General features: G+C 46.0%; 23 protein-coding genes and 1 pseudogene. All 24 read right to left on the bottom strand.

Going from position 1 to position 23,679, the window contains the following annotated elements; translation table 11 throughout:
• Nucleotides 1-22 precede the first annotated feature (22 nt).
• The 24 genes and pseudogenes from hpt to BLHYD_RS03945 all read right to left on the bottom strand — a co-directional run bounded on the left by hpt (nt 23) and on the right by BLHYD_RS03945 (nt 23,672).
• Complete coding sequence (gene hpt, locus BLHYD_RS04055) at nt 23-547, bottom strand: hypoxanthine phosphoribosyltransferase (protein WP_005949089.1); 525 nt, start codon at nt 545-547, stop codon at nt 23-25.
• The gene (tilS, locus tag BLHYD_RS04050) at nt 540-1,946 is read right to left on the bottom strand and encodes a tRNA lysidine(34) synthetase TilS (RefSeq protein WP_005949087.1); all 1,407 of its coding nucleotides are present in this window, start codon (nt 1,944-1,946) and stop codon (nt 540-542) included. The genes hpt and tilS overlap by 8 nt, the downstream gene beginning before the upstream one ends.
• The gene (locus BLHYD_RS04045) at nt 1,934-3,427 is read right to left on the bottom strand and encodes a SpoIIE family protein phosphatase (protein ID WP_021844773.1); all 1,494 of its coding nucleotides are present in this window, start codon (nt 3,425-3,427) and stop codon (nt 1,934-1,936) included. Before BLHYD_RS04045 ends, tilS begins: the two co-directional genes overlap by 13 nt.
• Nucleotides 3,428-3,552: 125 nt before the next feature.
• Nucleotides 3,553-3,861: an FtsB family cell division protein gene (locus BLHYD_RS04040; protein ID WP_021844772.1), complete on the bottom strand. Its 309-nt coding sequence runs from the start codon at nt 3,859-3,861 to the stop codon at nt 3,553-3,555.
• Between the two features lie 271 nt (nt 3,862-4,132).
• Nucleotides 4,133-4,345: pseudogene (gene yabQ / locus BLHYD_RS17485) on the bottom strand (spore cortex biosynthesis protein YabQ); the annotation flags it as partial.
• Nucleotides 4,346-4,351: 6 nt separating this feature from the next.
• Nucleotides 4,352-4,636, bottom strand: a complete 285-nt coding sequence (gene yabP / locus BLHYD_RS04035) for a sporulation protein YabP (RefSeq protein WP_005949081.1) — start codon at nt 4,634-4,636, stop codon at nt 4,352-4,354.
• 68 nt (nt 4,637-4,704) lie between these two features.
• A complete protein-coding gene (locus tag BLHYD_RS04030; RefSeq protein WP_005949079.1) occupies nt 4,705-4,944 on the bottom strand; it encodes an RNA-binding S4 domain-containing protein in 240 nt (79 codons plus the stop codon).
• Between the two features lie 100 nt (nt 4,945-5,044).
• Nucleotides 5,045-5,323 (bottom strand): HU family DNA-binding protein, encoded by a 279-nt coding sequence (locus BLHYD_RS04025; protein WP_021844771.1) that lies wholly within the window; start codon nt 5,321-5,323, stop codon nt 5,045-5,047.
• Between the two features lie 158 nt (nt 5,324-5,481).
• A complete protein-coding gene (locus BLHYD_RS04020) occupies nt 5,482-5,898 on the bottom strand; it encodes a MazG nucleotide pyrophosphohydrolase domain-containing protein (protein ID WP_040350675.1) in 417 nt (138 codons plus the stop codon).
• 2 nt (nt 5,899-5,900) lie between these two features.
• Nucleotides 5,901-7,631 (bottom strand): phospho-sugar mutase, encoded by a 1,731-nt coding sequence (locus tag BLHYD_RS04015; protein WP_005949074.1) that lies wholly within the window; start codon nt 7,629-7,631, stop codon nt 5,901-5,903.
• Nucleotides 7,632-7,727: 96 nt separating this feature from the next.
• The gene (locus BLHYD_RS04010) at nt 7,728-8,714 is read right to left on the bottom strand and encodes a CotS family spore coat protein (RefSeq protein WP_021844770.1); all 987 of its coding nucleotides are present in this window, start codon (nt 8,712-8,714) and stop codon (nt 7,728-7,730) included.
• Between the two features lie 331 nt (nt 8,715-9,045).
• On the bottom strand, nt 9,046-10,389 hold the full coding sequence (locus BLHYD_RS04005) for a CCA tRNA nucleotidyltransferase (protein ID WP_005949069.1): 1,344 nt from the start codon (nt 10,387-10,389) through the stop codon (nt 9,046-9,048).
• Entirely contained in the window at nt 10,390-11,829 is a 1,440-nt protein-coding gene (gene proS, locus BLHYD_RS04000; RefSeq protein ID WP_005949067.1) for a proline--tRNA ligase, read from the bottom strand. It abuts the gene before it with no gap.
• Nucleotides 11,830-12,582: 753 nt separating this feature from the next.
• Nucleotides 12,583-13,077, bottom strand: a complete 495-nt coding sequence (locus BLHYD_RS03995) for a deoxycytidylate deaminase (protein WP_005949063.1) — start codon at nt 13,075-13,077, stop codon at nt 12,583-12,585.
• Nucleotides 13,078-13,145: 68 nt separating this feature from the next.
• Complete coding sequence (gene rpiB / locus BLHYD_RS03990; RefSeq protein WP_005949062.1) at nt 13,146-13,577, bottom strand: ribose 5-phosphate isomerase B; 432 nt, start codon at nt 13,575-13,577, stop codon at nt 13,146-13,148.
• Between the two features lie 67 nt (nt 13,578-13,644).
• On the bottom strand, nt 13,645-14,715 hold the full coding sequence (locus tag BLHYD_RS03985; RefSeq protein WP_005949060.1) for an L-threonylcarbamoyladenylate synthase: 1,071 nt from the start codon (nt 14,713-14,715) through the stop codon (nt 13,645-13,647).
• 190 nt (nt 14,716-14,905) lie between these two features.
• A complete protein-coding gene (locus tag BLHYD_RS03980) occupies nt 14,906-15,793 on the bottom strand; it encodes a helix-turn-helix domain-containing protein (RefSeq protein WP_005949058.1) in 888 nt (295 codons plus the stop codon).
• Nucleotides 15,794-15,860: 67 nt separating this feature from the next.
• Complete coding sequence (locus BLHYD_RS03975) at nt 15,861-16,592, bottom strand: FadR/GntR family transcriptional regulator (RefSeq protein ID WP_021844500.1); 732 nt, start codon at nt 16,590-16,592, stop codon at nt 15,861-15,863.
• Between the two features lie 312 nt (nt 16,593-16,904).
• Nucleotides 16,905-18,587 (bottom strand): dihydroxy-acid dehydratase, encoded by a 1,683-nt coding sequence (ilvD, locus tag BLHYD_RS03970; RefSeq protein WP_021844501.1) that lies wholly within the window; start codon nt 18,585-18,587, stop codon nt 16,905-16,907.
• A gap of 114 nt (nt 18,588-18,701) precedes the next feature.
• Nucleotides 18,702-19,871, bottom strand: coding sequence for an iron-containing alcohol dehydrogenase (locus tag BLHYD_RS03965; protein WP_005949048.1), 1,170 nt, complete (start codon nt 19,869-19,871; stop codon nt 18,702-18,704).
• A gap of 19 nt (nt 19,872-19,890) precedes the next feature.
• Complete coding sequence (locus BLHYD_RS03960; RefSeq protein WP_260784490.1) at nt 19,891-20,790, bottom strand: dihydrodipicolinate synthase family protein; 900 nt, start codon at nt 20,788-20,790, stop codon at nt 19,891-19,893.
• Nucleotides 20,791-20,806: 16 nt separating this feature from the next.
• Nucleotides 20,807-21,988: an iron-containing alcohol dehydrogenase gene (locus BLHYD_RS03955; protein ID WP_148391242.1), complete on the bottom strand. Its 1,182-nt coding sequence runs from the start codon at nt 21,986-21,988 to the stop codon at nt 20,807-20,809.
• On the bottom strand, nt 21,985-22,404 hold the full coding sequence (locus BLHYD_RS03950; protein ID WP_005953593.1) for an aconitase X swivel domain-containing protein: 420 nt from the start codon (nt 22,402-22,404) through the stop codon (nt 21,985-21,987). Before BLHYD_RS03950 ends, BLHYD_RS03955 begins: the two co-directional genes overlap by 4 nt.
• On the bottom strand, nt 22,401-23,672 hold the full coding sequence (locus BLHYD_RS03945) for an aconitase X catalytic domain-containing protein (RefSeq protein ID WP_260784491.1): 1,272 nt from the start codon (nt 23,670-23,672) through the stop codon (nt 22,401-22,403). The genes BLHYD_RS03950 and BLHYD_RS03945 overlap by 4 nt, the downstream gene beginning before the upstream one ends.
• Nucleotides 23,673-23,679: the final 7 nt, after the last annotated feature.

The following is a 23,679-nucleotide window of genomic DNA, read 5'->3' as shown; positions in this document are numbered from 1 at the left end:
TTCACTTATCTTAAATCTCCTTTCATCTGCTCTCCACCACACCAATAAAGGGAAGGTTCCTATATTTCTGTGCATAGTCCAGACCATAACCTACCACAAATTCGTCTGGAATCTCAAAACAACAATAGTCCACCTTCACCTCTTTGACTCTCCGGTCTGGTTTATCTAAAAGCGTACACAGCCGCAAGCTGTCAGGATTCCTGCCCTTTAATACCTTGATTAGATAACTCAAAGTCCGCCCAGAATCAATGATATCCTCCACAATCATGACATCCTTTCCCTCCAGAGGCTGATCTAAATCCTTCACAATACGCACAACTCCGCTGGATTTCGTATCGTCTCCGTAGCTGGATACCGACATAAAATCCAGACTCACCGGAACTGTAATCCTCTTTGCCAGCTCACAGGTAAAAAAAACGCCGCCTTTTAAGACGCAGATTAAGTGCAGCTCTTTTCCCGCATAATCCCGGCTGATCTTTGCTCCGATCTCCTTTATTCTGCGCTCTACCTCTTCCTCAGTGATTAACACACTTATCTTCTCACTCAACTTCCCGTCCTCCTTGGTATTTTACCTCTAGCACTCTCTTCGTAAACTCAGTGATCTTATAAGCCTCGCTGATCCTCTTTCCCACAATCCATAGAACTTCCTCTTCTTCTGCCAGAAGAATCAGCTCATCTCTTTGCTCTCGCGGAATTTTCTCATCTATAAAATAATCTTTTAATTTCTTTCTTCCGCCTTGGGCTGTCACCATAATCCGGTCCCCTGGTCTTCGATTTCGAATTTGCAGAGTTTTTTTTATTCTATCATAATCAAACCATTTCGTATATGCCTTTTCTGGAATCTTCTGGGATTCATAGGAAAAAATTCTGGTCTCCCAAAAGGCTTTTCCACATTGAATTCTCCCTGGAACCGGCAGTGTCCACATTTTTTTTCGCGTTTCCACTTTCTCTTTCACTGTTTTCCGGATGATAATCCCACCGTAAACCCGAACCGCAGTTGTCCCCCCTGGAAGACTCACCTGTTTTCCAGTCTCTTTTTGAAACAACCTCGAAATTTGTTCCAGATGTTCTCCTGACAAATCCTTGCGATAGCCGCTGACTTTTTCCAAAGCCTGCAAAAATCCATACATTCGGAGAATAGAAGGCTCTCCCAGACAATCATCCGAAATTCGAATCTCCCCCGGCAAAAGTTCTCCGTATTGGGCCAAAATCCGTTCTCCCTGTCCGCACAGATATTCCTCTGCCTGAGCCGCTATCCCTGCCGTCCAGGCCATATGGGAAACCGTTTTAGAATTCACATTTCTTTCCAAATATTCTACTACATGCTTCCTGATTCGGTTCCGAATATACTGATCTGAAAAATTTGTGCTGTCCGTTCGATAAGGAATTTTTTTCTCCTTTAGATAATGATCAATTTCTCTTCGTTCTATACAAAGAAATGGGCGAATCATCCCGTTCTGCACTGGCAGCATCCCTCGGATTCCCCGAAGGCCGCAGCCCCTGGACAAATTATGCAGCATTGTCTCCGCCTGATCGTTCTGGTGATGAGCCAGAGCGACTTTGTTCCCCTTCCACTGCCTCAACACCTGTTCATAGGCCTGTCTGCGCAAAATCCGGCCGGCCTCTTCCTCACTCCACCCGTATTTTTTTACAGCTTCCGGCACAGAACAATGAAAAACCTCGCAGTCCACATTTCTGTCGGCACAGTATTTCGTCACCAGAGTCTCATCTCTAAAAGCCTCATCCCCTCTGATACCATGATTGACATGAACCGCGCACACCTCATAACCGCAGCGCTCCCGAAACTTCAGCAGCAGAAAAAGCAGGGCCATAGAGTCCCCGCCTCCTGAGATGCCAGCCACAATCCGGTCTCCTGCCTCCAACATATGATGTTTCTGTATAAATTGCCAGACTTTCTCCTCCATCTTCTCTCCTACTTTTTCCACACTCCTGCTACCAGGATTGTCATATCATCCTGGGCTTTATAATCACTGTACCCTAACACTCTTTCCAGTATGCCTCTGCTCATCTCCCGAGGTGCCTCTTCGTGCACATCCATAATAATCTCTTTCATCGTCTCTTCCTCTTTTTCCTGGGGAAGCGCATCCAACACGCCGTCTGTCACCATGATAACATAGTCCCCATGGTACAGCTTTCTGGCGGTAGTCTCAAAATCTATCTGCTGGACTAATCCCGCTGCCAGGCTCGTAGACGTAATCGCCTCCACCCAGTGATCTCTTTTGATAAATGTCGTAGCTGCCCCCGCTTTGAGAAAATTGCAAATTCCTGTATACAAATCCAGCGCACAGATATCTACAGTAGAAAACATTCCATCCTGTCTTTTCAGTACCAGCGCTGAGTTCACCATCTTCGCCGCTGTCTCCTGAGAAAATCCTGAATTCATGAACTGTTCCAACAGTTCCACGACAACTTCGCTCTCTTTGCACGCGTCCATGCCAGAACCCATTCCGTCTGAAAGGCACATGACAAATCTGCCGCCTTCTTCCATATTGCAGGTATAATTATCTCCTGAGACTTTCTCCTGCTCTTTCGTTATCTTGGCTGCCCCATACAGCACCTCGTAGCTCATATCTTCCACAAAATGAACCGTATGATACTCTCCATTTACGATGCACCGGCTATCCTTCACCGGAGCCATCGGACAACCGCAGATATCTGAGAGCTGCTGTGCCACTTCCAACATAGAAATGCACTGGCCACTCCTGGCACGCATATTCAAAAAAATCTGTCTGCGCCCCTCCACCTTGTCCATCACCCATACACTTTTTACAAGAACCTGTCGTTTCTTCAGCTTCTTTTGAATCTCGTCCCGAAATTCCGGCTCCGCCTGCGAGATATCATAGAGATCATCCGCCACTGTCCGCATAATCTTTGATACCTCATTGAGCTGTTGCGCCACTGCCAGTCTTCCCTCAATCAGCCGGTTATTCCACACCAGATTCTGTTTTTCCTTCTGAAAATACTGTCTGGCTTCCTCATAAAACTGTCCAGCTCTGGCACACTGTCCCATCCAATCAGCTTTCGTTTTTCGAATTCTCTCCTCCTGCCCATCCTCAATGGCCCGGATCAGAGAACACGCACCTTCGTACATCTCATTTTTCTGCTCACCCCAGCAAAAATCTCTCTGATAGCATTTTGAACAGATTTTTCCGCTGGCCTGGCAAAAAACCCAATCCACCTGCCCTGCACTTAGATAGTCCTTCCGAAATGGCATTCCATAGAAGGTATCCGCCAGTTTCTGAAATGACTGCGCATATCGCTCAACTTTTTCTTTCTGCGGATGACTTTCGCACAGCTGCATCACATCGTCTTCCTTGGACCGTCGGTTTGACAAAATAGTTTTTGCCATGTCCCGCAAGATTAACAAACCTATAATCGCGAGCATGGCAATCATCCATTCCTGCATATGTTCCCCTCCCCTTCTGCATTCTTTATCAGAAGGGATTATACGGGATTTTCCTTAAAATCTTTGTCAAATCCAGATACCTGAAACGAAAAACTTTCAGACAAAAATCAACTTATTCTTCGTAACTATTTTTCTTCTTCAAAGACAACTTCATTGTCTTTCACCAGCCCTAGCTTGTTACGAGCGACATCCTCTGCATACTCATCAGTCTCCATATACTCTTTTGTCTTATCGATCTCCTCGGTCCGCTCCTTCTCTTCCTCGATCTGGTCGTTCAGACTGGCCTCTTTTTCCTGGTAAAAGTTTAACTGGCTCTGCAAATTCTGTCCCTCGTACAACAGTGCTCCTAACAGAATCACTGCGACGACGCCGATGCTCGCCATTCCCATGCGGATTCTTTTTCTTATGCCTCGACTGTTTCTTGATCTTCTCAAACCTATTAACCCTCTTACTATATTTCTTTCGCCCCGATGGCTGAAGTATATCTGAATCGGTGTATTTCTTTCTATGTCTGTATTTCAATCTCATCTTAAGATTATACACAAAAATCTTACATCTTTTTTCGAGAAATAGCAACCTTTTTATCAAAAAAACAGCACCGTTAACAGGAATTCGTAAAATTCCTGCAAGAAAATCTACAAGAAACGTACTTACTGTCATATGATAGACTACAGCCCCTAATATAGTACCCAATACTGCAAAGCTCCGGATACTGCCGTCACATTTTAAAAATATTTGGCGAAACAGAAACAAGCCGCTGGCAATCCAAAAAATCAAGTCCTGAATGCCAATCACTAATCCACTGTGAGGTATTATGCGTCTTACTACTCTGAGCAAATCATAGATAGCCGTCAATAAAATCCCGCTGATCAGAAAATAGATCAATGCCTGGAGTTCATACTGGATATATCCACTCATAGGCTGCTACTGGAAAAGTCTTGACAATAAAGACTCGCTTTTTTGCCCCAGTGTTTTCTCCTCCGTATACACAAGGCTGTCGATTTTCCCTGTAAGCTCCACTTGGCCATGTTCGAGATTCAGTTGTTCCACGTGAAGGTTCTCTCCTTTTATCGTGATAACTCCGCTGCCTGACGCCAAGACAATCAATTTTTCGTCAAACGATCTGACATCTGACACACCCGTAATTTTTCCTCGTTCTCTCTGTTCCAGAAACACACTGTGAGAAAAATTCTTTTTCTTCTCTTCCAAACTGACTTCTCCTGGATCCCTTTATCAATAGTCTATGAGAATCCAGGAAAATCTATTCCTGCTCCCGGTCACAGATACCTGTACAGGTTCTCCGCCTCCTCTTTGCGTACGGTCTCCGCAATACTTAAGACCTCCACTTTTACATTTCTACTCCCAAACTGGATTTCAATTACATCCCCAGGTTTTACTTTCGCCGACGCTTTCGCAGGTTTCTCATTCACCAGAACTCGCCCTGCATCGCAGGCCTCATTGGCCACCGTTCGTCTCTTAATCAGACGGGATACTTTTAAAAATTTGTCTAATCGCATAGGATCTCCTTTCCTATTACACAAAAAAGGCTGGTGCACAAGGAATCTCCTCCTGCAACAGCCTTCTAAATCAATTATTGTTACTGTTCACAGCAACCAATTATTCTTCGTTTACCAGATCTTTTAATGCTTTTCCAGCTTTGAATTTAGGAGCTTTAGAAGCACTGATCTTCATCGTCTCACCAGTCTGAGGATTTCTTCCTTCTCTTGCAGCTCTCTTACTTACTTCGAAAGTTCCGAAACCAACTAACTGAACTTTCTCACCTTTCTTCAGTTCGTCAGACACTACATCGATAAAAGATTTTAAAACAGCTTCTACATCTTTTTTTGCCAGTTTAGTCTCTTTAGCCATAGCTGCAACTAATTCTGTTTTGTTCATGGTGTTTCCTCCTCTAATTGTTGTTCTCATGCTTGGTTTTGACTCTCTTGAGCCCAAAGAGTCCTATCATTAATTTATATACCCTTTCTCTATGTTTGTCAAGGAGTTTCCTTGATTTCCAATCAGAAATGTGTGACTTTCTGATACATTTCTGAAAATTACAAAAATCCCTTATTTTTCTCTCTGGCTTCTTTTTCCAGACGCTTTATTTCCTCCCAACTGGGTATCCCATCATAGTCCTTATAAAACTCAGATTTTCCAAAAATATGCGGATGTCTGCGAACCATCTTACGGGCTATCCCAGTTACCACATCCTCCAGGGTAAATAATCCTTCTTCCTGAGCAATCACACTGTGGAGCACCACCTGAAGAAGCACATCTCCCAGCTCTTCACACAGATTGTCCCACTCTCCAGTACTTTTCAAAAGATCAATTCCCTCGATCACCTCCGAGGCTTCTTCCTCCATACATACTTTCAGGCTTTCATGGGTCTGTGTGCTGTCCCATGGGCATTTCTCGCGCAGTATCTTTACAATCTCAGTCAACTCTTCGAATGTGTATCTCTTTTCTTCCATCATCACATCATAGAGTCAACCATATCCAAGACTGCTTTTCCCAACATATCTGATTTTTGATCTGCGTCCTCTAAAGAGGCTCCTTTGATTCCATAATAGAATTTAACCTTAGGCTCTGTTCCGGAAGGTCTCACGCACAGCCATGCGTCATCTGTCAGCTCGTAATACAGCACGTTGGAGGACGGAAGGCCGGTCGGTTTCACTTCTTTTGTGTCCAAATCTGTGATCGTGTCGTTTTTATAGTCTCTCACAGCAGTTACTTTGTAGCCTGCAATCTCCACCGGTGGTTTCTCTCTGAGCGTATTCATGATCTCCTGAATCTTCTGAAGTCCTTCAATTCCCTTTAAAGTTACCGACTGAATGGAATCTTTGTAATATCCATACTCTTCATACAGATCTATCATCGCGTCCCAAAGTGTCTTGCCTTGCGTCTTATAATATGCTGCCGCCTCACACAGAGCCATCGTAGCAACAATCGCGTCCTTGTCCCTTGCATAAGTTCCGATCAGACAGCCATAACTCTCCTCAAATCCAAACAGATAAGTTCCCTTCTTGCTGTTTTCGAATCCGAGAATCTGCTGTCCGATAAACTTGAATCCAGTCAGGACTTCAATCAGACGGATGCCATAGCCTTTCGCGATGGCGTCTGCCAGATTTGTAGTCACAATCGTCTTTATCAGCGCTCCGTCTTCTGGAAGGCCAAACAAAGCTTTCTTCTGGCTGATTTCATAATTTGCCAGAAGGCAGCCAGACATATTTCCTGTCAGATCATGGTACACTCCATCTTTATCTTTGACACGAACACCCAGTCTGTCCGCATCCGGGTCTGTAGCCAGGACCAAATCTGCATCCACTTCTTTGGCTAATTTCAATCCCAGCTCAAAAGCTTCCTCTGCCTCAGGATTTGGGTAGCTCACTGTAGGAAAGTTTCCGTCAGGCAGCTCCTGCTCCTTCACCACATAGACATTTTCAAACCCCAGCTCTTTTAAGATGCGACGGGCCGGAATATTTCCAGTTCCATGCAATGGAGTATATACAATTTTCAGATTTTTACTCTCCGCCTGAATGGCATCCATATGCAGAACCTGTTTTTTCAGCTCTTCCATATATGCATCGTCAATTGCCTGTCCGATTACTTCATAAAGTCCTGCCGCCGCTGCCTCGTCCTTGTCCATGGTTTTCACACGATTAAAATCTGTTACCTTCTTTACTTCTCCCATAATACCGGTATCATGAGGCGGAGTAATTTGGGCACCATCTTCCCAGTAGACTTTATAGCCATTGTATTCCGGCGGATTATGGCTGGCTGTGATGTTGATACCAGCCGCACAGCCCAGCTTTCTCACCGCGAAGGAAAGTTCTGGTGTTGGTCTGAGAGATTCGAAAATATACGCCTTGATTCCATTAGCCGCCAGACAAAGAGCAGCCTCCTGAGCGAACTCCGGCGACATGTTTCTGGAGTCATAAGCAATCGCAACTCCCTGCGCCCCTTTTCCCACAGAGAGGATATAGTTTGCTAACCCTTGCGTTGTCTTACGCACAACATAGATGTTCATACGATTTGTACCTGCGCCGATAACTCCGCGAAGACCTGCCGTTCCGAACTCCAGGTCCATATAGAACCTTTCCTTGATCTCATTCTCATCTCCTGCGATGCTTTTTAATTCCGCTTTGGTATTTTCGTCGAAGTACGGATTTTCTAACCACTCCTGATATACTTCTTTGTAATCCATGCTGGTACCTCCTATGACATTTATTTTTTGTAACGATTTCACCTTTTAGGAATGTTACATTTACCTAATTATATAACAAACCATCGAAAAAATAAATTAGAATTCCCAATTACAAAAACATTTTTTCTCAAAATCTTCCCACAGATTCTTCTGCTCTATCAGCTGCAGAATCTTTTCGACATTTTTCTCTGAAATCCAAGATTTTCTGTGTGTAAAATAATAGTTACCCAGCTTCCAATACTTTTCTGGATAGGAGAACCGTATCTGAAGATTTTCCAGTTCTGCCGCCGTAAGAGGCTTCTGTCTGTGGTACGCTTTGAGAATTTCTCTTGCCAATGAAACATCCCAGTTGTTCTTCTCTAAAACTTTTCTCATAAAGCGATACAAATCCGCCATGGGAACGTCAAAAGACCATTTTTCAAAATTGGTGACAGCGGTTCCCCGCTTTAGCATCAACACATTGTGCTGGTTATATTCCCCGTGACAAATACTTCCTTCTTCCAGTGCAGTCTGGCGCAGTTGCTGATACCCGGAAGTCTCCAGTCTTTTCAATGCTTGAGTACCCCTTTCCAAAAACCATTCTACACTGGACAGATAGGCTTTCTCAAAAGAATTACCCGCGCCCTTTTTGCGAATAAACTTTTGAATCCGCCTCAATTCCCGGTTATGCCTGAGATACTCCTCATCCAGTGGCTCCGCCACATACTCCTCACACACCGGTAGTTTCATAACTCTATGTAATCTAGCCAGCGCTTCCACGCTCTTTATCACATCCTCCTGTGATTTCGTGTCGCACTCTTTTCCTTCGTACCAGTTTTTCAAAACGTAGGGAATTCCTTCTTTGTCCACGCTGACCAGTTCTCCAGCCTGATTGACCAGGATCTGATCTACGTTTTCCCCACTCTGCTTCTGTACCTGCAGCAGAAACTCTCTTTGCTTTTCCAGTCTTTTTGCGGAACCGCGGAATTCTCTGAGAATCAACAGTCCTTTTTCTGTCTGGCACAACAAGGCGCCACGGCCCCGATAACTGCTCTTAGCAGTCAATCCATACTGTTCCAGTACGCTCAGTCCCCGATCATACAAAAGCAAATCCCCCTCATATTTTTGTACCTTCTATCTTATGAGACAGAATTGCTTTCTATGCGCGCCGCCGCAACACCAAGTTCCTTCCTATAGCATAGCAAAGTGGGCAAGCCCACTTCAGCTCCCTCATTCTTAAACGGTGCGCCCTGCTTTGCGTGCCGCCGCAACACCGCTTTGCGGTGAACTGCCTTGTTGCGGCGTGTACATCCATAGCAGAGCGTTTATGTTATAGGAAAAACCTTTTACGCATTAGCGTGACAAGTCTTTCCTATAACATAAAACAGAAGGGATTATTTGTCTGCCGCAAAAAATCCCTTCTGCAAATTTAATTTTACCTGCTCTGACTCTCCAACCGTCTCTTAGCCAAGGACAGCAGATATTCCTTTTTATTGTAATCTGGTTCGTCCAAAACTTTCTCCAGCAAAAAATCCAACATTTGGCCAATGCCTTTTCCCGGCTGCATTCCCATAGCAATCAAGTCTTTCCCTGTCACAGCCAAAGACTTCAGACTCAGACATTGGTTTGCCTCTAGAATTCCCTCATAGATCTGCTGTGTCTTTGTGATCTGTTCCAGCCTCTTTTCCCTGCCGAAATCACTCTTTGCCATGGTGTCCGCCAGCTGGACCTGCAAAAGAAATGGAAAAATATCTTCCCCCACCCGATTGACGGCTCTGCGAATTCCTTTTTCTACCGCTACAGGCTGGTAATCATGCCAATGTATGAGCCTGCACACTTTAGAGATCGTGTCATTGTCCATCTTCAGCCTCTTTAAAATCTCTGAGGCCATCCGCTCTCCCACGTCCTCATGTCCTTTAAAATGGTCCTGTCCCTGCTCGTCTGTCGTCCTCACCACGGGTTTCCCTACATCGTGCAGCAACATCGTCAACCTCAGCACTTTATCCGCCGGTACTGCCATCAGACTCACCAAGGCATGCCTTCCCACGTCGTAGCAGTGGTGAGGTGTATTCTGCGCCGTCTCCATCATCGCATCAAATTCCGGAAGAATCACCCTCGTAATTCCCGTCTCCCAGGCCGCCTCTAAATACTCTGGATGCTTTGAAGTCAATATTTTAACCAGCTCTACCTGAATCCGCTCCGCACTGATATGTTTCAGATTGGGGGACAACTCTGCCAAAGCCTCGTAGGTTTTTTCGTCTATAGTAAAGCCTAACTGGGCACTGAAACGAACGGCCCTCATAATGCGCAGCGCATCCTCTGTAAACCGCTCTTTAGGCTCGCCCACGGCCCGAATGACCTTTCCTTGGAGATCTCTCATACCTCCAAAAAGATCCACAAGGCCCTCTTCCTGATTATAGGCCATCGCATTGATCGTAAAATCTCGTCTCTTTAAATCCTCTTCCAGACTGGAAGTAAACGTCACCTCCTTTGGGTGACGAGAGTCCTCGTATTCTCCATCCAACCGATAGGTAGTCACTTCATATCCGTCATTTCCCAAAAGAACTGTGACCGTCCCATGCTGCAGCCCCGTGTCTACAGTCCTTCGAAACAGCTTTTTTACCTCTTCCGGTTTTGCGGAAGTCGTGATATCCCAATCGTCCGGCGTACGGGCCAGAATACTATCCCGCACACAGCCGCCCACCACATAGGCCTCGTAGCCATGGCTGTGGAGAATATCCAAAATCTCAGATACCTTCGGCGGAATCCAAAGTTTCATTTAATATGCTTTACCCCAGTAAACCATCTTCTTAGCCGGCTTTCCACAGCAAACACATTTGTCTGAAATCTGCTCCTGTTCAAATGGGATGCAGCGTGAAGTCGCCTGAGTGTCTTCTTTTATCTTGTCCTCACATTCCTGGCAGCCACACCACATCGCTTTTACAAAGCCCGGTTTCTCTTCGATGGTCTTCCTAAATTCCTCATAATCTCTGGCCTCATAGGTGTGGGCATCTCTATGGGCTCTCGCTCTTTCCAGCATCTCACGCTGCATGGTATCCAGAGTCTCCTGAACTTTCTGAGCCAAATCTTCAAAGCTCACGACAATCTTCTCCCTGGTATCACGGCGCACGATCACTGCCTGTCCATTCTCAATATCTTTCGGACCACACTCGATACGAACTGGAATTCCCCTCATTTCCTGTTCTGAGAATTTCCATCCCGGACTCTTATCACTATCATCCACCTTCACTCGGATTCCCGCTTTCTTGATCGCCGCCATCATCTCATCCGCTTTTTCGAGAACCCCTTCCTTCTTCTGCTGAATTGGAATAATCATCGCCTGAACCGGAGCGATTCTAGGCGGCAGCACCAGGCCACTGTTGTCTCCGTGAACCATGATAATTGCCCCGATCATACGGGTGGTCATTCCCCAGGAAGTCTGATGTACGTATTTCAGGGTATTGTCTCTGTCCGCATACTGAATGCCAAAAGCTTTCGCGAACCCATCTCCAAAGTTATGGCTAGTTCCGGACTGAAGAGCTTTTCCGTCATGCATCAACGACTCAATCGTATAGGTCGCCTCTGCTCCCGCAAACTTCTCTTTGTCTGTCTTTCTTCCTTTGATGACAGGAATCGCCAGCTCCTCCTCACAGAAATCCGCATACACATTCAGCATCTGAATCGTGCGCTCCTCGGCTTCCTCCGCCGTTGCGTGAGCCGTGTGTCCTTCTTGCCATAAAAACTCTCTGGAACGCAAAAACGGACGTGTTGTCTTTTCCCAGCGAACGACAGAACACCACTGGTTATAAACCTTAGGCAAATCTCTGTGTGAATGGATATCTCTAGCATAAAAATCACAGAAAAGTGTCTCTGATGTCGGCCGTACGCACAGTCTCTCCTGAAGTTCTTCCAATCCTCCATGTGTCACCCAAGCCACCTCCGGCGCAAAACCCTCCACATGATCTTTCTCCTTTTGCAGCAAACTCTCCGGGATAAACAGTGGCATGTACACATTCTCTACCCCTGTCTCTTTGAATCTGCGATCCAGCTCTCTTTGAATATTCTCCCAAATCGCATACCCAGCCGGCTTAATCACCATACACCCTTTTACGCTGGTATAATCCACCAACTCCGCTTTCTTCACAACATCCGTATACCATTGCGCAAAATCTTCTTCCATAGAAGTAATTGCTTCCACAAGTTTCTTTTCTTTCGCCATAATCCTACTCCTCTTTCATTATTAAAACAAAACGGGCAAAAGCTTTCCTATTACATAAAAAAGAATCCTGCCCCGCAGGATTCTCCGCCTGCGGCGGGTTGCATCAGCAACATTTTCATCTCCGCCGCAGTGCGATCCTACGGAGTATTTATGTTATAGGAAAGAATTTTCACGCATTAGCGTGACAAGGTCTTTCCTATAACAGAACAAAGTGGGCAAGCCCACTTCAACTCCCCCCAACCCCTCAATCTTTGAGGGGCGCGTCCCTCTTTGCGCGCCGCCGCAACACCGCCTCGCGGTGAAATTCCTCATTGCGGCGTGTGCATCCTGCCCGGAGGGCTTTTTATTGCATAGGGAACGAAGTTTCCTATGCAATAAAAAAAGCCCTCCAGTCCCAAAGGGACCGAAAGACTTCGGCGGTACCACCCTGTTTCACAGCTATCCAAAGAACACTGTGCACTTTCTCTCCGTTATCGCCGGAATACGCCCCGCTTTCGCTGGGAGGCTCCAAGGCCGGTTCCACTGGTCGCTCACAAGACTCTCTCACCATATGACTCTCTCTCTGGGGATCACTCACAGTGTACTATTCTTTTCATCGCCCGTATTTCATATTTAAAACACATTTTATTTAAAAAAGAATAAAATGTCAAGACCAAATTCGTCTGCTCTTTCAGTCCAAGATAGCCATTCAGCCATAGCAGCTCGGATTGGCTGCTGCACAACTTCTATCGCCGCATGACTGAATGGTTACAATCAAAGCTGTATTGTAATCTCTCTTCCCGTAGGACTGTACTGATAGTACCTAACCCCAGACGCGTCCAGCATTCTCTTCGAGGCAATCACCGCCGGAGTATTCGCATACTTGTCATTTCCATAGACAATCGTCTTAATTCCCGACTGAATAATCGCCTTTGCACACTCATTGCAAGGAAACAGCGTCACATAGAGCTTAGCCCCCTCCAGGCTGCCTCCGCGGTAATTAAGAATCGCGTTCAGTTCACTGTGTGTGACGTACAAATATTTTGTTTCCAGTTCCTCTCCTTCCCTGGCCCACGGAAAATCATCATCCGAACACCCAATCGGAAATCCATTATACCCCATTGACAAAATTTTATTATCCTCGCTGACAATGCAAGCCCCTACCTGAGAGCTCGGGTCCTTAGAACGCATCCCGGCCAACTGAGCCACTCCCATAAAGTACTCATCCCAGGTAATATAGTCAGAACGTTTCCGTATCTTTTTTATCATATCCTTCTCCTGTTTCCCGGCGAAGACTCGCCATTCCTACAGTCTCCGCCGCTTTGTCCCACCCTGTTTTAGTCCTCTTCCATCATACGGATTCTTCTGGCATGTCTCTCCTCGCCTGAAAACGGAGTATGTAAAAACGTATCCACAATTTTCACTGCCAGACCAGGCCCTACTACTCTTCCTCCTAATGCCAGCACATTGGCGTCGTTGTGAAGCCTCGTGGCCTCTGCACAGAAACAATCTGTACACAGCGCAGCCCGGATTCCCTTCTGCTTATTCGCTGTTATAGAGATTCCGATTCCTGTTCCACAGATCAGAATTCCCTTCTCACACTCTCCGTCTGTGATCGCTTTGCAGACTTTCTTTGCATAGACAGGGTAATCCACCGATGCTGTGCTGTCACAGCCAAAATCCTTATACTCGATTCCCTTCTCGCGCAAATATGCCAAAATCTCCTGTTTCAGTTCAAATCCGCCATGGTCACATCCAATCGCAATCATATTTTTTTCCTCCTGTTATCATCTGTTTATGCTGAATTTTCTCCCGGCCGGAGAAAAACTCCTCATCTTATCTGTCGTTTATTTTTTTCTCAGCCTGAACTACACGATGTCCTGCTGCCTTCAGCAGACGATTCATAATCGCCTGCCCCATTTTGGGAGTGTCAAAGGACTCCGAATAGATTGCCTCTACCTCGCATTGGTCAAAATCTCTGAGCACTTCATATAGATGCAGCGCAATGCCTTCTTCCTTTTTCCGGCTGCCGATACACCGGACAACTCCACTGGAATAGTAGGGGAAAGTCTCCTCTGTACCGATAATTCCTATCTGTCTTCCTCTTTTTGATGCCTCTTTCGCCTTTTGGTTGATGTAGGCCACCACGTATTCCGTACTGCCTTCCACGATCGTCAATTCCGCTTTCGGAGCATAATGCCGGTATTTCATTCCCGGCGCTTTCGGTCTCTGACTCGCATCTGCCCGCAGCAGGCCTTTGTCCATCTTCACCTCACCTAACAGCTCTTTCAGCTTTTCCAATGAGATATACCCGGGCCGTAACACAGTCGGTATTTTTTCTGTAAAGTCCACAATCGTGGACTCAATTCCGATTCCTACTTGGCCTCCGTCCAAAATCATATCCACCGCCCCTGTCAGATCTTCCTGTACATGAGCTGCCGTGGTTGGACTCGGCCTTCCGGATGTGTTTGCGCTTGGGGCAGCTACGAATCCTCCTGCCGCCAAAATCAGTGCCTGGGCCACCGGATGGCTGGGATAACGGACAGCAACACTGTCCAATCCTCCGGTCGTCTCATAAGGCACCTCCTCGGACTTAGGCAAAATCATCGTGAGCGGTCCCGGCCAACATGCCTCAGCCAGTATCTTTGCTTTCTTCGGGACTCCCGTCACAATTTTTTCCAAATCCTCCATCCGAGCAATATGTACAATCAGCGGATTGTCTGACGGCCGCCCTTTCGCAGCATAGATTTTTTCCGACGCCGCCGCATCCAAAGCATTTCCGCCCAATCCATAAACCGTCTCGGTGGGAAACGCAACCAGACCGCCTTCTCTAAGAATTTTCCCCGCCTGGCTGATGATATCCTGTTCCGGCTTCTCTGCATTCACTTTACAAATCAATGTCTTCATCTTTCATCCCTCATTCGTGAAAGCCGTTCAAGCTTCGTGGTTAATTCAATAACATTCTTTTATTTTACCTTATTTTCAAAAAACCATCAACTGAAACATTTTTCATCGGTCAAATAGGTAAGGGACCGCTGTCCGGGAGCTTATACAGTAAAGAAACCTCTGCCGGCAGAGCAAAGGTTTCCTTTATCAACTAAGCAAAAACTATTGTTTTTTCCTGACTTATCTTTTGAAAAATACTGTCATCTCTGACTGTACCTGCACTAGCTTTGAGGTATCTGCCAAAAACACGATTCATATGTGAATGATCTGCATACCCCGCACACTGCGCTACATAGGATAATGGCAGCCCCGGATAACATTTCATCAACAAATAAGCATACTGAACTTTGATAATATTGCACAAATTCTTTGGACTCGTCCCCACATACCGCTCAAACAGCATATCCAGATATCGCTCCGTATAGCCAGTCTCCACTGCCAGCTTCTTCACAGCAATCAAGCCTCTCGTCTCATACATACGCTTGCAGCAATAGCCCACAATCCGTTCGCTTCCATCTTCCTCCAAAAGCAAGCTTCTTACGAATTTCACTGCCAAGTGAATTTTCTGCTCGAAATCTGGTGTTCTCACAATTTTCTCTGTGTAACCTTTAGTGTCTCTTAAAAACTGCTTCAGCTCTGTCGGTTTATACACAATTTCCCCGATAGAATTATGAAAAATATGACATGTAGCCCCCGGCATAAATCTCACACCAAATATACTCTCCGGATTTGTAAACTGAAAATTCTGAGGTTCCAACACCCCTGCACTGACATACACTTTTGCTTCTCTTCCACTCGAGACAAAAATTAAATCTGTACACCCGTCTGGAATTACCGGTATCTTTCCTTCCCGCTGCTTTCTGCCATCAATCTCATAAAAATCTGCCACAATCCCGGCCATCCCATCCTGACTTTCGGCAATTCTTCCTCTATATCTTCCAGCCGTCCGTTCAAATCCCGGTTGCCAAGGAAGGTATTTATAATCCTCAAACACACCACAGCGTTCCAATAGCTTTATCTTATTGACTCTCTCTTCCATATCCACTCCTCGGGACAAGAAGAGTAAGAAAGCAATATACAAAAGACTTAGCAGCTACGCATATTTTCTAATTGATGGAAGCTTTGTCCTCAACTCCTAATACGTTGCGGTACACTTCAAATGATTCCCGCACAGCCTCTGATACCTTATCTTTTTCCTTCACACCTTCCTCAAAAATGCTAATAATCATCTGGTGATCTCTCAGAGCACGCTGTGCGTCATATGGAGAGGTCTTCGTCATTGGTTCCTCAAAAATCTCGATCAGTAAATTTCCAATCTCATAGATAAATGGATTGTCGCATATCTCTAACAACAACTTATGAAATGCAAAGTCGTCCTCTACTGTTGCTGTTCCAGCTTCACTTTTTTGACGAAAACGTTCCACTTCTTCTTTCAACCTTTCCAGGCTACTTTCCTCTATACGGTTTCTCGCAAAACGCACAACAGCTTCTTCAAACATCACGCGAAAATCATACAAATTCTGAGGTGAACTGTCCAACATCGCAAGTTTAAAAATCAACGGCATCATAATATTCGGTTTGACTGTATCACATACCCTGCTTCGTTTTCCCTGGCGAATCTCCACGACTCCGATCATCTGAAGCATTTTTAACGCCTCTCGGATACTGGATTTTCCAACTCCCAGCAGATTACACATCTCCTGTTCGGAAGGCAGTTCATCTCCTGGCCGCAGTTCTCCATGAACAATGGCTTTTTCCAACCATACTACCACACGTTCTGACAGGTTTTCCGTTTTTAACATCATTCCCTGTACTTTCGGCTGCTCCACTTTTTTCACATCTCCCCTCTGAAATCTACTGGTACTTTTTGGTATTCGGCTATTATTATAACAATTTTCAACCATCATTACAACAAGGTTTACAGGAATTATAAGCCTTGACGTAACAGTTCAGCCTTTCGGCTTCACTGTCATAAATGCATGCACACAGACTGCGATTCTCTCAGTCTGGCGCCTGCAGTCCTCGGGGTCCCGCTGCAAATGCAGCGTGACGCCTCGCGGGACAGTGTCAGGCTGTCTGTTACGCTTTGACAACTATACCTCTCTGCCTTGTCAGCTAGTCTTCTCACTTTTCTTGCCCCTCATATAGCATCAATTCCATCTCTGCATCGCTGCACCCTCGTCAGATGAAAGACTATTATTCGCATACAATCTGAGAATTCCTGCCCTCACATCTGTCTCTTTCAGCTTTGTAGTCTGTTTTCTCCTATCCAATTCCTCTTCTCCTACATCCACACGAAGAGTCCGATTGGGAATATCCACCTCTATCATATCTCCATCTCTCACATAGGCAATCATTCCTCCCTCACTTGCTTCCGGTGATACATGTCCTACAATCGGTCCATAATTAAACCCTGAAAATCTTCCATCCGTCACCAGCCCAACACTGGTATCCAACCCTAAATCTACCAGGGCATCTGCTGTCAGCATCACCTCTACTAGACCAGGAGCTCCTCTTGGCCCTGCATACCGTATTACGATGACATCTCCTGCATAAATCTTCCCTGAAATCAGCGCTTCAAAAGCTTCCTCATCACTGTCATACACCCTGGCCGGCCCCTTAAAATGGCGCATATTCTCTTTGACTGCTGCTGTACGAATAATCGCCCCTCTTTCGGCAAGATTTCCCTTGAGTACAGCCAATCCGCCATCCTCACAGATTGGCGATTCCACACTATGCACGATCAAATTTGGTTTTTTAGAAACCTCCCGAAGAATCTCTTCCCAGGTCTGCCCCGTACATACCTGCGCCTGTGTATTGATTAAATTTTCCAGTTGTTTCAAAATGGCAGGAACTCCTCCCGCAAGGTATAGCTTGTCTACCGTATACTCTCCCGCAGGCCTAAGATTCGTAATCGTCGGCGTCCTTCTACTGAGTTCATCAAAATCCTGAAGTGTGACCGGAAGCTCCAATTCCTTTGCAATACTCAGAATATGCAAAACCGCATTGGTAGAACCTCCGATTGCCAAGTCCGCCATAATCGCGTTTTTCAGTGCACCTTCCGTTATAATAGAAGAAACTCTTCTGTCGTTTTTGACCATCTCTACAATCTGTCTTCCCGTTTTCCTAGCACTGACAAACTTATCTGTCACGACACCAGGAATCACAGAAGTACCTGGAAGTGTCATTCCCATGGCCTCGGCTATAATCTGCATGGTATTCGCTGTCCCCATCACAGGACACGCACCAAAAGAAGCACATGCCTTCTGTTCCATTTCCAAAAGCTCCTGGGAATTTCCTTCTTTCTTCGCGGCAGCTCTCCCAAACACCCTTTCGTTGACATCAGATAAAACCAGCTCTTTTCCCTTCCTATTCCCCGCCAACATCGGGCCGGCTGTCAGCAACAATGACGGTATGTCCAGCCGCGCGGCGGCCATCAAAGTTCCCGGAACAATATTATCACAGCCACAAGTCATCACTACACCGTCAAACAACTGTATCTTGCTGACGATCTCAATGCTACTGCACACCACATCTCTTACAGCCATCTCGTAACGCAGACAATTTGTGCCAATTGCTATGTTTCCACAGGTGGAAGGAACACCAAATTCAAAAGGAATTCCCCCAGCCTCCCAAATACCTGCTTTCACAGCTTCTACCAATGGCCTGAAATGCGCGTGTCCAGGTGACGCCTCACTGAACGTATTGGCAATCCCAATATGAGGCTTGTTCATATCCTCCGGATCATAACCACATCCTTTATAGACAGCTCTTCGGTGCGCTGCTTTTTGCCCGTTAAAATATTTACTCTTAAATCCTCTGTCCTTCTCCATATACCCTCCATCTTCTAACAGCCAAACACTTTTTGCCTTCTAACGAAATGGAGTCGGCCACGAAAAGCCAACTCCATCTCTCATGCCCCAGAGACAGACCAGTAAAGACTCGCTCTATCGATATGACTTTTCCAAAATCTCCTCCACATCCTCTTTTGTTAAAACGTACGGGTCAAAGTCAAAGCCTATCCCTGTCGAGATCTCCGCGATACGTTTGATGTCCTCTTTTCTCACACCAAACTGCGACATTGGCAAATCCCGCATTTCTGTCTGAGCCATCAGTTTTGTCAGACCACTTAGGAAAGAACTTCCTGGCCTTCCCTCTTCCTGTTCCTCTCCCATAGCTCTTCCCAGCTCTTGGAATTTATCTGAAACATAGCCTCTGTCTATCACTAATTTATAGTAAGCCTCCGCCGTCACAATCAGGCTTGCTCCATGAACAAAACCTGGAAAAAGCCCACTCATACACTGACCGATAATATGAGGAGAAATTGTTGCGGAAAGTGACTGTGCAAAACCACACAGCACGTTCGCAGCATAAGAAATATTCACCCTAGCCTCTAGATTCTCCCCATCTTCTGCCACCACAGGCAGCCATCTCGTGATGAGCTTCACGGCCTCCAGACAATAGATGTCTGTCAATTTGCATCCACAGGTTGCTATATAACACTCCACTGCATGGAACAAAGCGTCAAAACCTTGATATAAAGTCAAAGTCCTAGGCAATGTCAACATTAACTCTGGGTCAATCACAGAAATCACCGGAAACACGGCGTCTGTTCCGAAATCTAGTTTCTCTTTTGTCTGCTCATTGGTAATCACACACCAAGGATCACACTCTGTCCCAGTACCGGCTGTCGTCGTAATAGTCATCACAGGAAAAGCGCCTTTTACCTCTTTGCGGCCGCCGGTTCCTGCCTGTGCATAATCCCACAAATCCCCTTCATTGACCATCATAATGGAAGCCGCTTTTGCAGTGTCGATACTGCTGCCTCCTCCCAATCCGATAAAAAAGTCACAATTTTCTGTCTTTGCCAGCTCTGCCGCCTCCATGACTCCTTTTCTAGTAGGATTAGGAGTCACCTTATCATAAACGACACTCTCTATCTGATTTTGGCTTAAATATTGCAGAACTCTACCCTGAATCCCTAATTTTTCCATCAGACCATCTTCCGTCACACAGATCAATGCCTTCTTGCCCGGCAACTTCATAGACGCCAACTCTTTTAATTTCCCCGGACCAAAAACTACCTTTGTCGGAATATAACTGCAAAATTCAAACATAGGTTTTTCCTCCTGTTTCTCAACACTTCACATTTTCTGCTTTTTTCAACAGTTTCTCCGCAGTTCGTTTTGCCTCCTCTGACACTTCAGGTACCGGTTTTCTCGGCACTCCACAGTCGAAGCCCTGCAAATTCAGACAGTATTTGCACAATCCCGGCTCCGTATTTCCGTCTTTCTCCTGATATAGGAGAATAGGAAGAATCTCTTCATAAATACGACGGGCTTCCTCATATTTTCCTTCTTTTGCCAACTCATATATCTTCACATACTGTCTCGGCGTAATATTAGAACCGGCATTGATCAGAGCATCCGCACCTGAGGCCAACGCTGATAAGGCCAGTGAATCAAATCCATTGGATATCTTCAAATTCGGGTTGTGTGCATTTTCTAAGATCAACTCCATAGTGTGTTCCATACCAGTCGTGTTCTTAACGGCCACAAACAACCCTTCTCTGCCCCAACTTACAATTTCCTCCGGTGAAAACTCAATGCCAGTCTCACCAGGAAAATGATAGAGAATTAATCCCGCTGTTGTATTTTCTTTAATCGCACGAAAATGTTCCAACATCGCTTCTTTTGTCACTGGAATTGCAAAAGGCGGCAGAGCCAATACATAATCTGCCCCTATTTCACCAGAATACTTCGCTAACTCCACCGTATCCTTCGTCGTGTTGCAGGTAATCCCTGCTACAATGAACACCTCTGTATCTTTTGCAGTCTCCACCGCGGCAGAGATCACTTTCTTCCGCTCATAGATATCCATCATCGTAAACTCTCCAGTTCCCCCGCTCACAAGAATTCCATGCACTCCCTGATCTATAAAATGTCTGGTTAACATCCTCACCATCTCTTCGTTTACACTTCCATCCTCATGAAATGGAGTCACCATTGCCACTACTACGCCTTTGAATTCTTTCATCTTTCTTCATCCTTTCTCAATGATTTGCCAGTTGATATATCTTCTCAATTTGCGGTTCCTTCATCACGATTAAATTTCCTATCGTGCGCTTTCCGCCAAAGGTGCATTTGCGCGCTAACTTCGTAATCTCTTCCTGCGTCATTTTACGTCCTATTAACTGTGAAACCGAGATCGGCATTCCAAGCCCGGCAAAAAAGCCCTCTGTAGCCTGAATTCCTGCCTCAGCAGCCTTCCTATCTTCACTTTCTGCTATTTTCCAGACATTACGGGCATATCGTGCGAACCGTCTTTCCCCTGCATCTAAGGTGTAATTTGCCCAAGAGCCCCACACTGCGGCCAGTCCAGCTCCATGGGCCACCTGATACTCCGTACTCAACTCATGCTCAATCTGATGAACTGCCCAGTCCCCCGGCATTCCGAGCCCTGTCAAATCGCAATGGGACAGACTGCCACACCACATAAGTTCCGATCTCGCCTGATAGTCATCCCCTTGCTTCAATGCTATCGGCGCATATTTTATTACCGTTCTCAACAAACTTTCTGCAATGTTATCTGTAATTTCATTGTCCCATCCATACGACAAATATCTTTCCAGCGTGTGCATCATGATATCTACAACTCCGCAGGCTGTCTGATAGGCAGGAAGAGTATAGGTCAATTCTGGATTTAAAATCGCAAATTTGGGTCTGAGAATCGGATGATTCAACCCCTTTTTCATCCCCCCATTTTTCTGCGAGGTGATTACAGATGCCTGGCTGCTCTCGCTGCCAGACGCTGGAAGGGTCAAAATACACCCCACTGGAAGCATCTTTTTCGGTTCCGCTAAGTGCTCATAAAAATCCCAAACATCTCCCTTATATTCCGCCCCCAAAGCGGCAGCTTTGGCCGTGTCAATCACACTTCCGCCTCCTACGGCCAACACAAAATCAATTTTTTTCTCTCTTATCAGCTCGATACCATCATACACTCGTTCCAGCAACGGATTCGGCTGTACATTCCCCAAGCACCAAAAAGAAATTCCCTCGTCTGCCAAAGCGCTTTCTACCCTGTCTAGAAGCCCGCTTTTTCTCGCACTGCCACCTCCATAGACAAGCAATACCCTAGAGCCTCCTTGGGCTGCAATCTCACGCCCCACCTCCCATTCCATGTCCTTTCCAAACAAAATTTTGGTGGGAGAATAATAGACAAAACCATTCAAAGCTCTTCCCCCTTTTCAAATACATAGATCTTACCTTGTTTCATTTTCATAATCTGGTGGTCCTGTATCCTGTCATAATTTTCTCTCTCCACTGTGTAGACCGGCACATCGACACCATACAGCTCCTGTCCTATCACAGCCCCCATTGCCAATATCCCTTCAGCCTTACACAGTATGAATCCGGAAGGCGCGATTCCCACCCGAATCATCTCCAATAAAATGCCTGTAGATGAACAGGACCCCTTGCTCTGGGGCATACATAGTATCTTACCTGTCAAGCTCTGCCCACACAGTTTGCTTCTTTGGTCAATCACACATCCTGTCTGCGCGTCTACACCGCCCCAGAAGCTTAGCCCTCTTTCTTCTTTCAGTACTTCCGCGAAAGCACTGCCTTCCACCACAGAAAACGCAGTCATTTCCCACAAGGTCCCATCACCCTTCCTTCCACTGCGCTTCGCACACAATCTACCATTCCTCTAAAGTACACCGATGCTTTCAGATGTCCCGGCGCATAGTAGGCCATCTTCCCTGAATTTGTCACCACTCGCTTCAGCTTCCAGTCATTCATCGGTTGGTTTAAAATACAGCCGTCCCGCATAAACTCAATGCCCCAATCTTCCATTTTTCGCGCCAAGCCACTCCTAGACAACAATTGGTAGACCATATCGCTCGTCTGTACAAGAAACCGTACCTGTTCATTCTTTTTTCCTATTTTCAAATACCTGTACAGATATTCCATCTGGTCATAAGACAGGTGGGGACACCCAATTAAGACCAAATCCGCGCTTTGCGCTTCTTCTCTCTTCTCACTAAGATGCGTCAATTCTTCATACGCATGCCAATACATTTCCTCATCCACCGCCACATTACGCGTATCCTCTTTTCCCTGCGTCGCTTCTTTCAGGGTCCGCGCTTCCGGAGTACAACCTATCACATGGAACATCCCAACCGACCCTGATGCGGCTGAGGCAGCACTAAAAGCCTTCAAATGTTCCTTCCCGACAAAACTTTCCGCGCCAACGACAGCCGGTATCTCCTCCTTGACATCCTTTCCCACCAGGTAGCCCAACACAGCGAAGGCAGAAGGGTCTTCCAAATATTTCATCGGTATTTGACTGATATCATAGACGACTTTCGCCGCCCGATTTTCCGTTTTGTGAAGTCCCATATATGGAGCTCTCCCGACCAAAGCACAGCAAAGATCTATCAAATCTCCATATCTCTCTGTGCGTGCCCCCAGAATGGAATTCGCATAATTCACCGCATTCGACTCAGCCCAGGCGATATGTGTTCCAAAACGCGGTACATTGCCATATTGATAGGGCGAGCAGGTCCAAGTGGGAATACACCCCATATTTATGTAAGCGTTTTCCATTCTCTCGCACTTCTTTGCAAATCCCACAGGAACTTGAAATTTCTCCCATTCGCGAATATCACGGGAAGTAATATTCAAAGAAGTGGGGACTGCCACTTGTCCTCCCAGCTTTTCCATCTTTTCAGCAAAATCCAATCCCGCGTCCCAGACCGCTGAGTAGGAGCATCCGTCAATATGCGCTGACTCCACAGAAATCATTTCTTCGGCGCCGTAGATTTCTCCCATTCTGCTGAGGATTTTCATAGCGACGCGCTTCGCCTCGCCATGCTTCCCCGACAGCATCTCCTGTTCATATGTATTAAGCTTCACAGCCCTT

The sequence above is a fragment of the Blautia hydrogenotrophica DSM 10507 genome (assembly GCF_034356035.1).
In the GTDB taxonomy this organism is placed as follows: Bacteria; Bacillota; Clostridia; order Lachnospirales; family Lachnospiraceae; genus Blautia_A; species Blautia_A hydrogenotrophica.
This window is presented reverse-complemented; position numbering and strand designations above follow the sequence as displayed.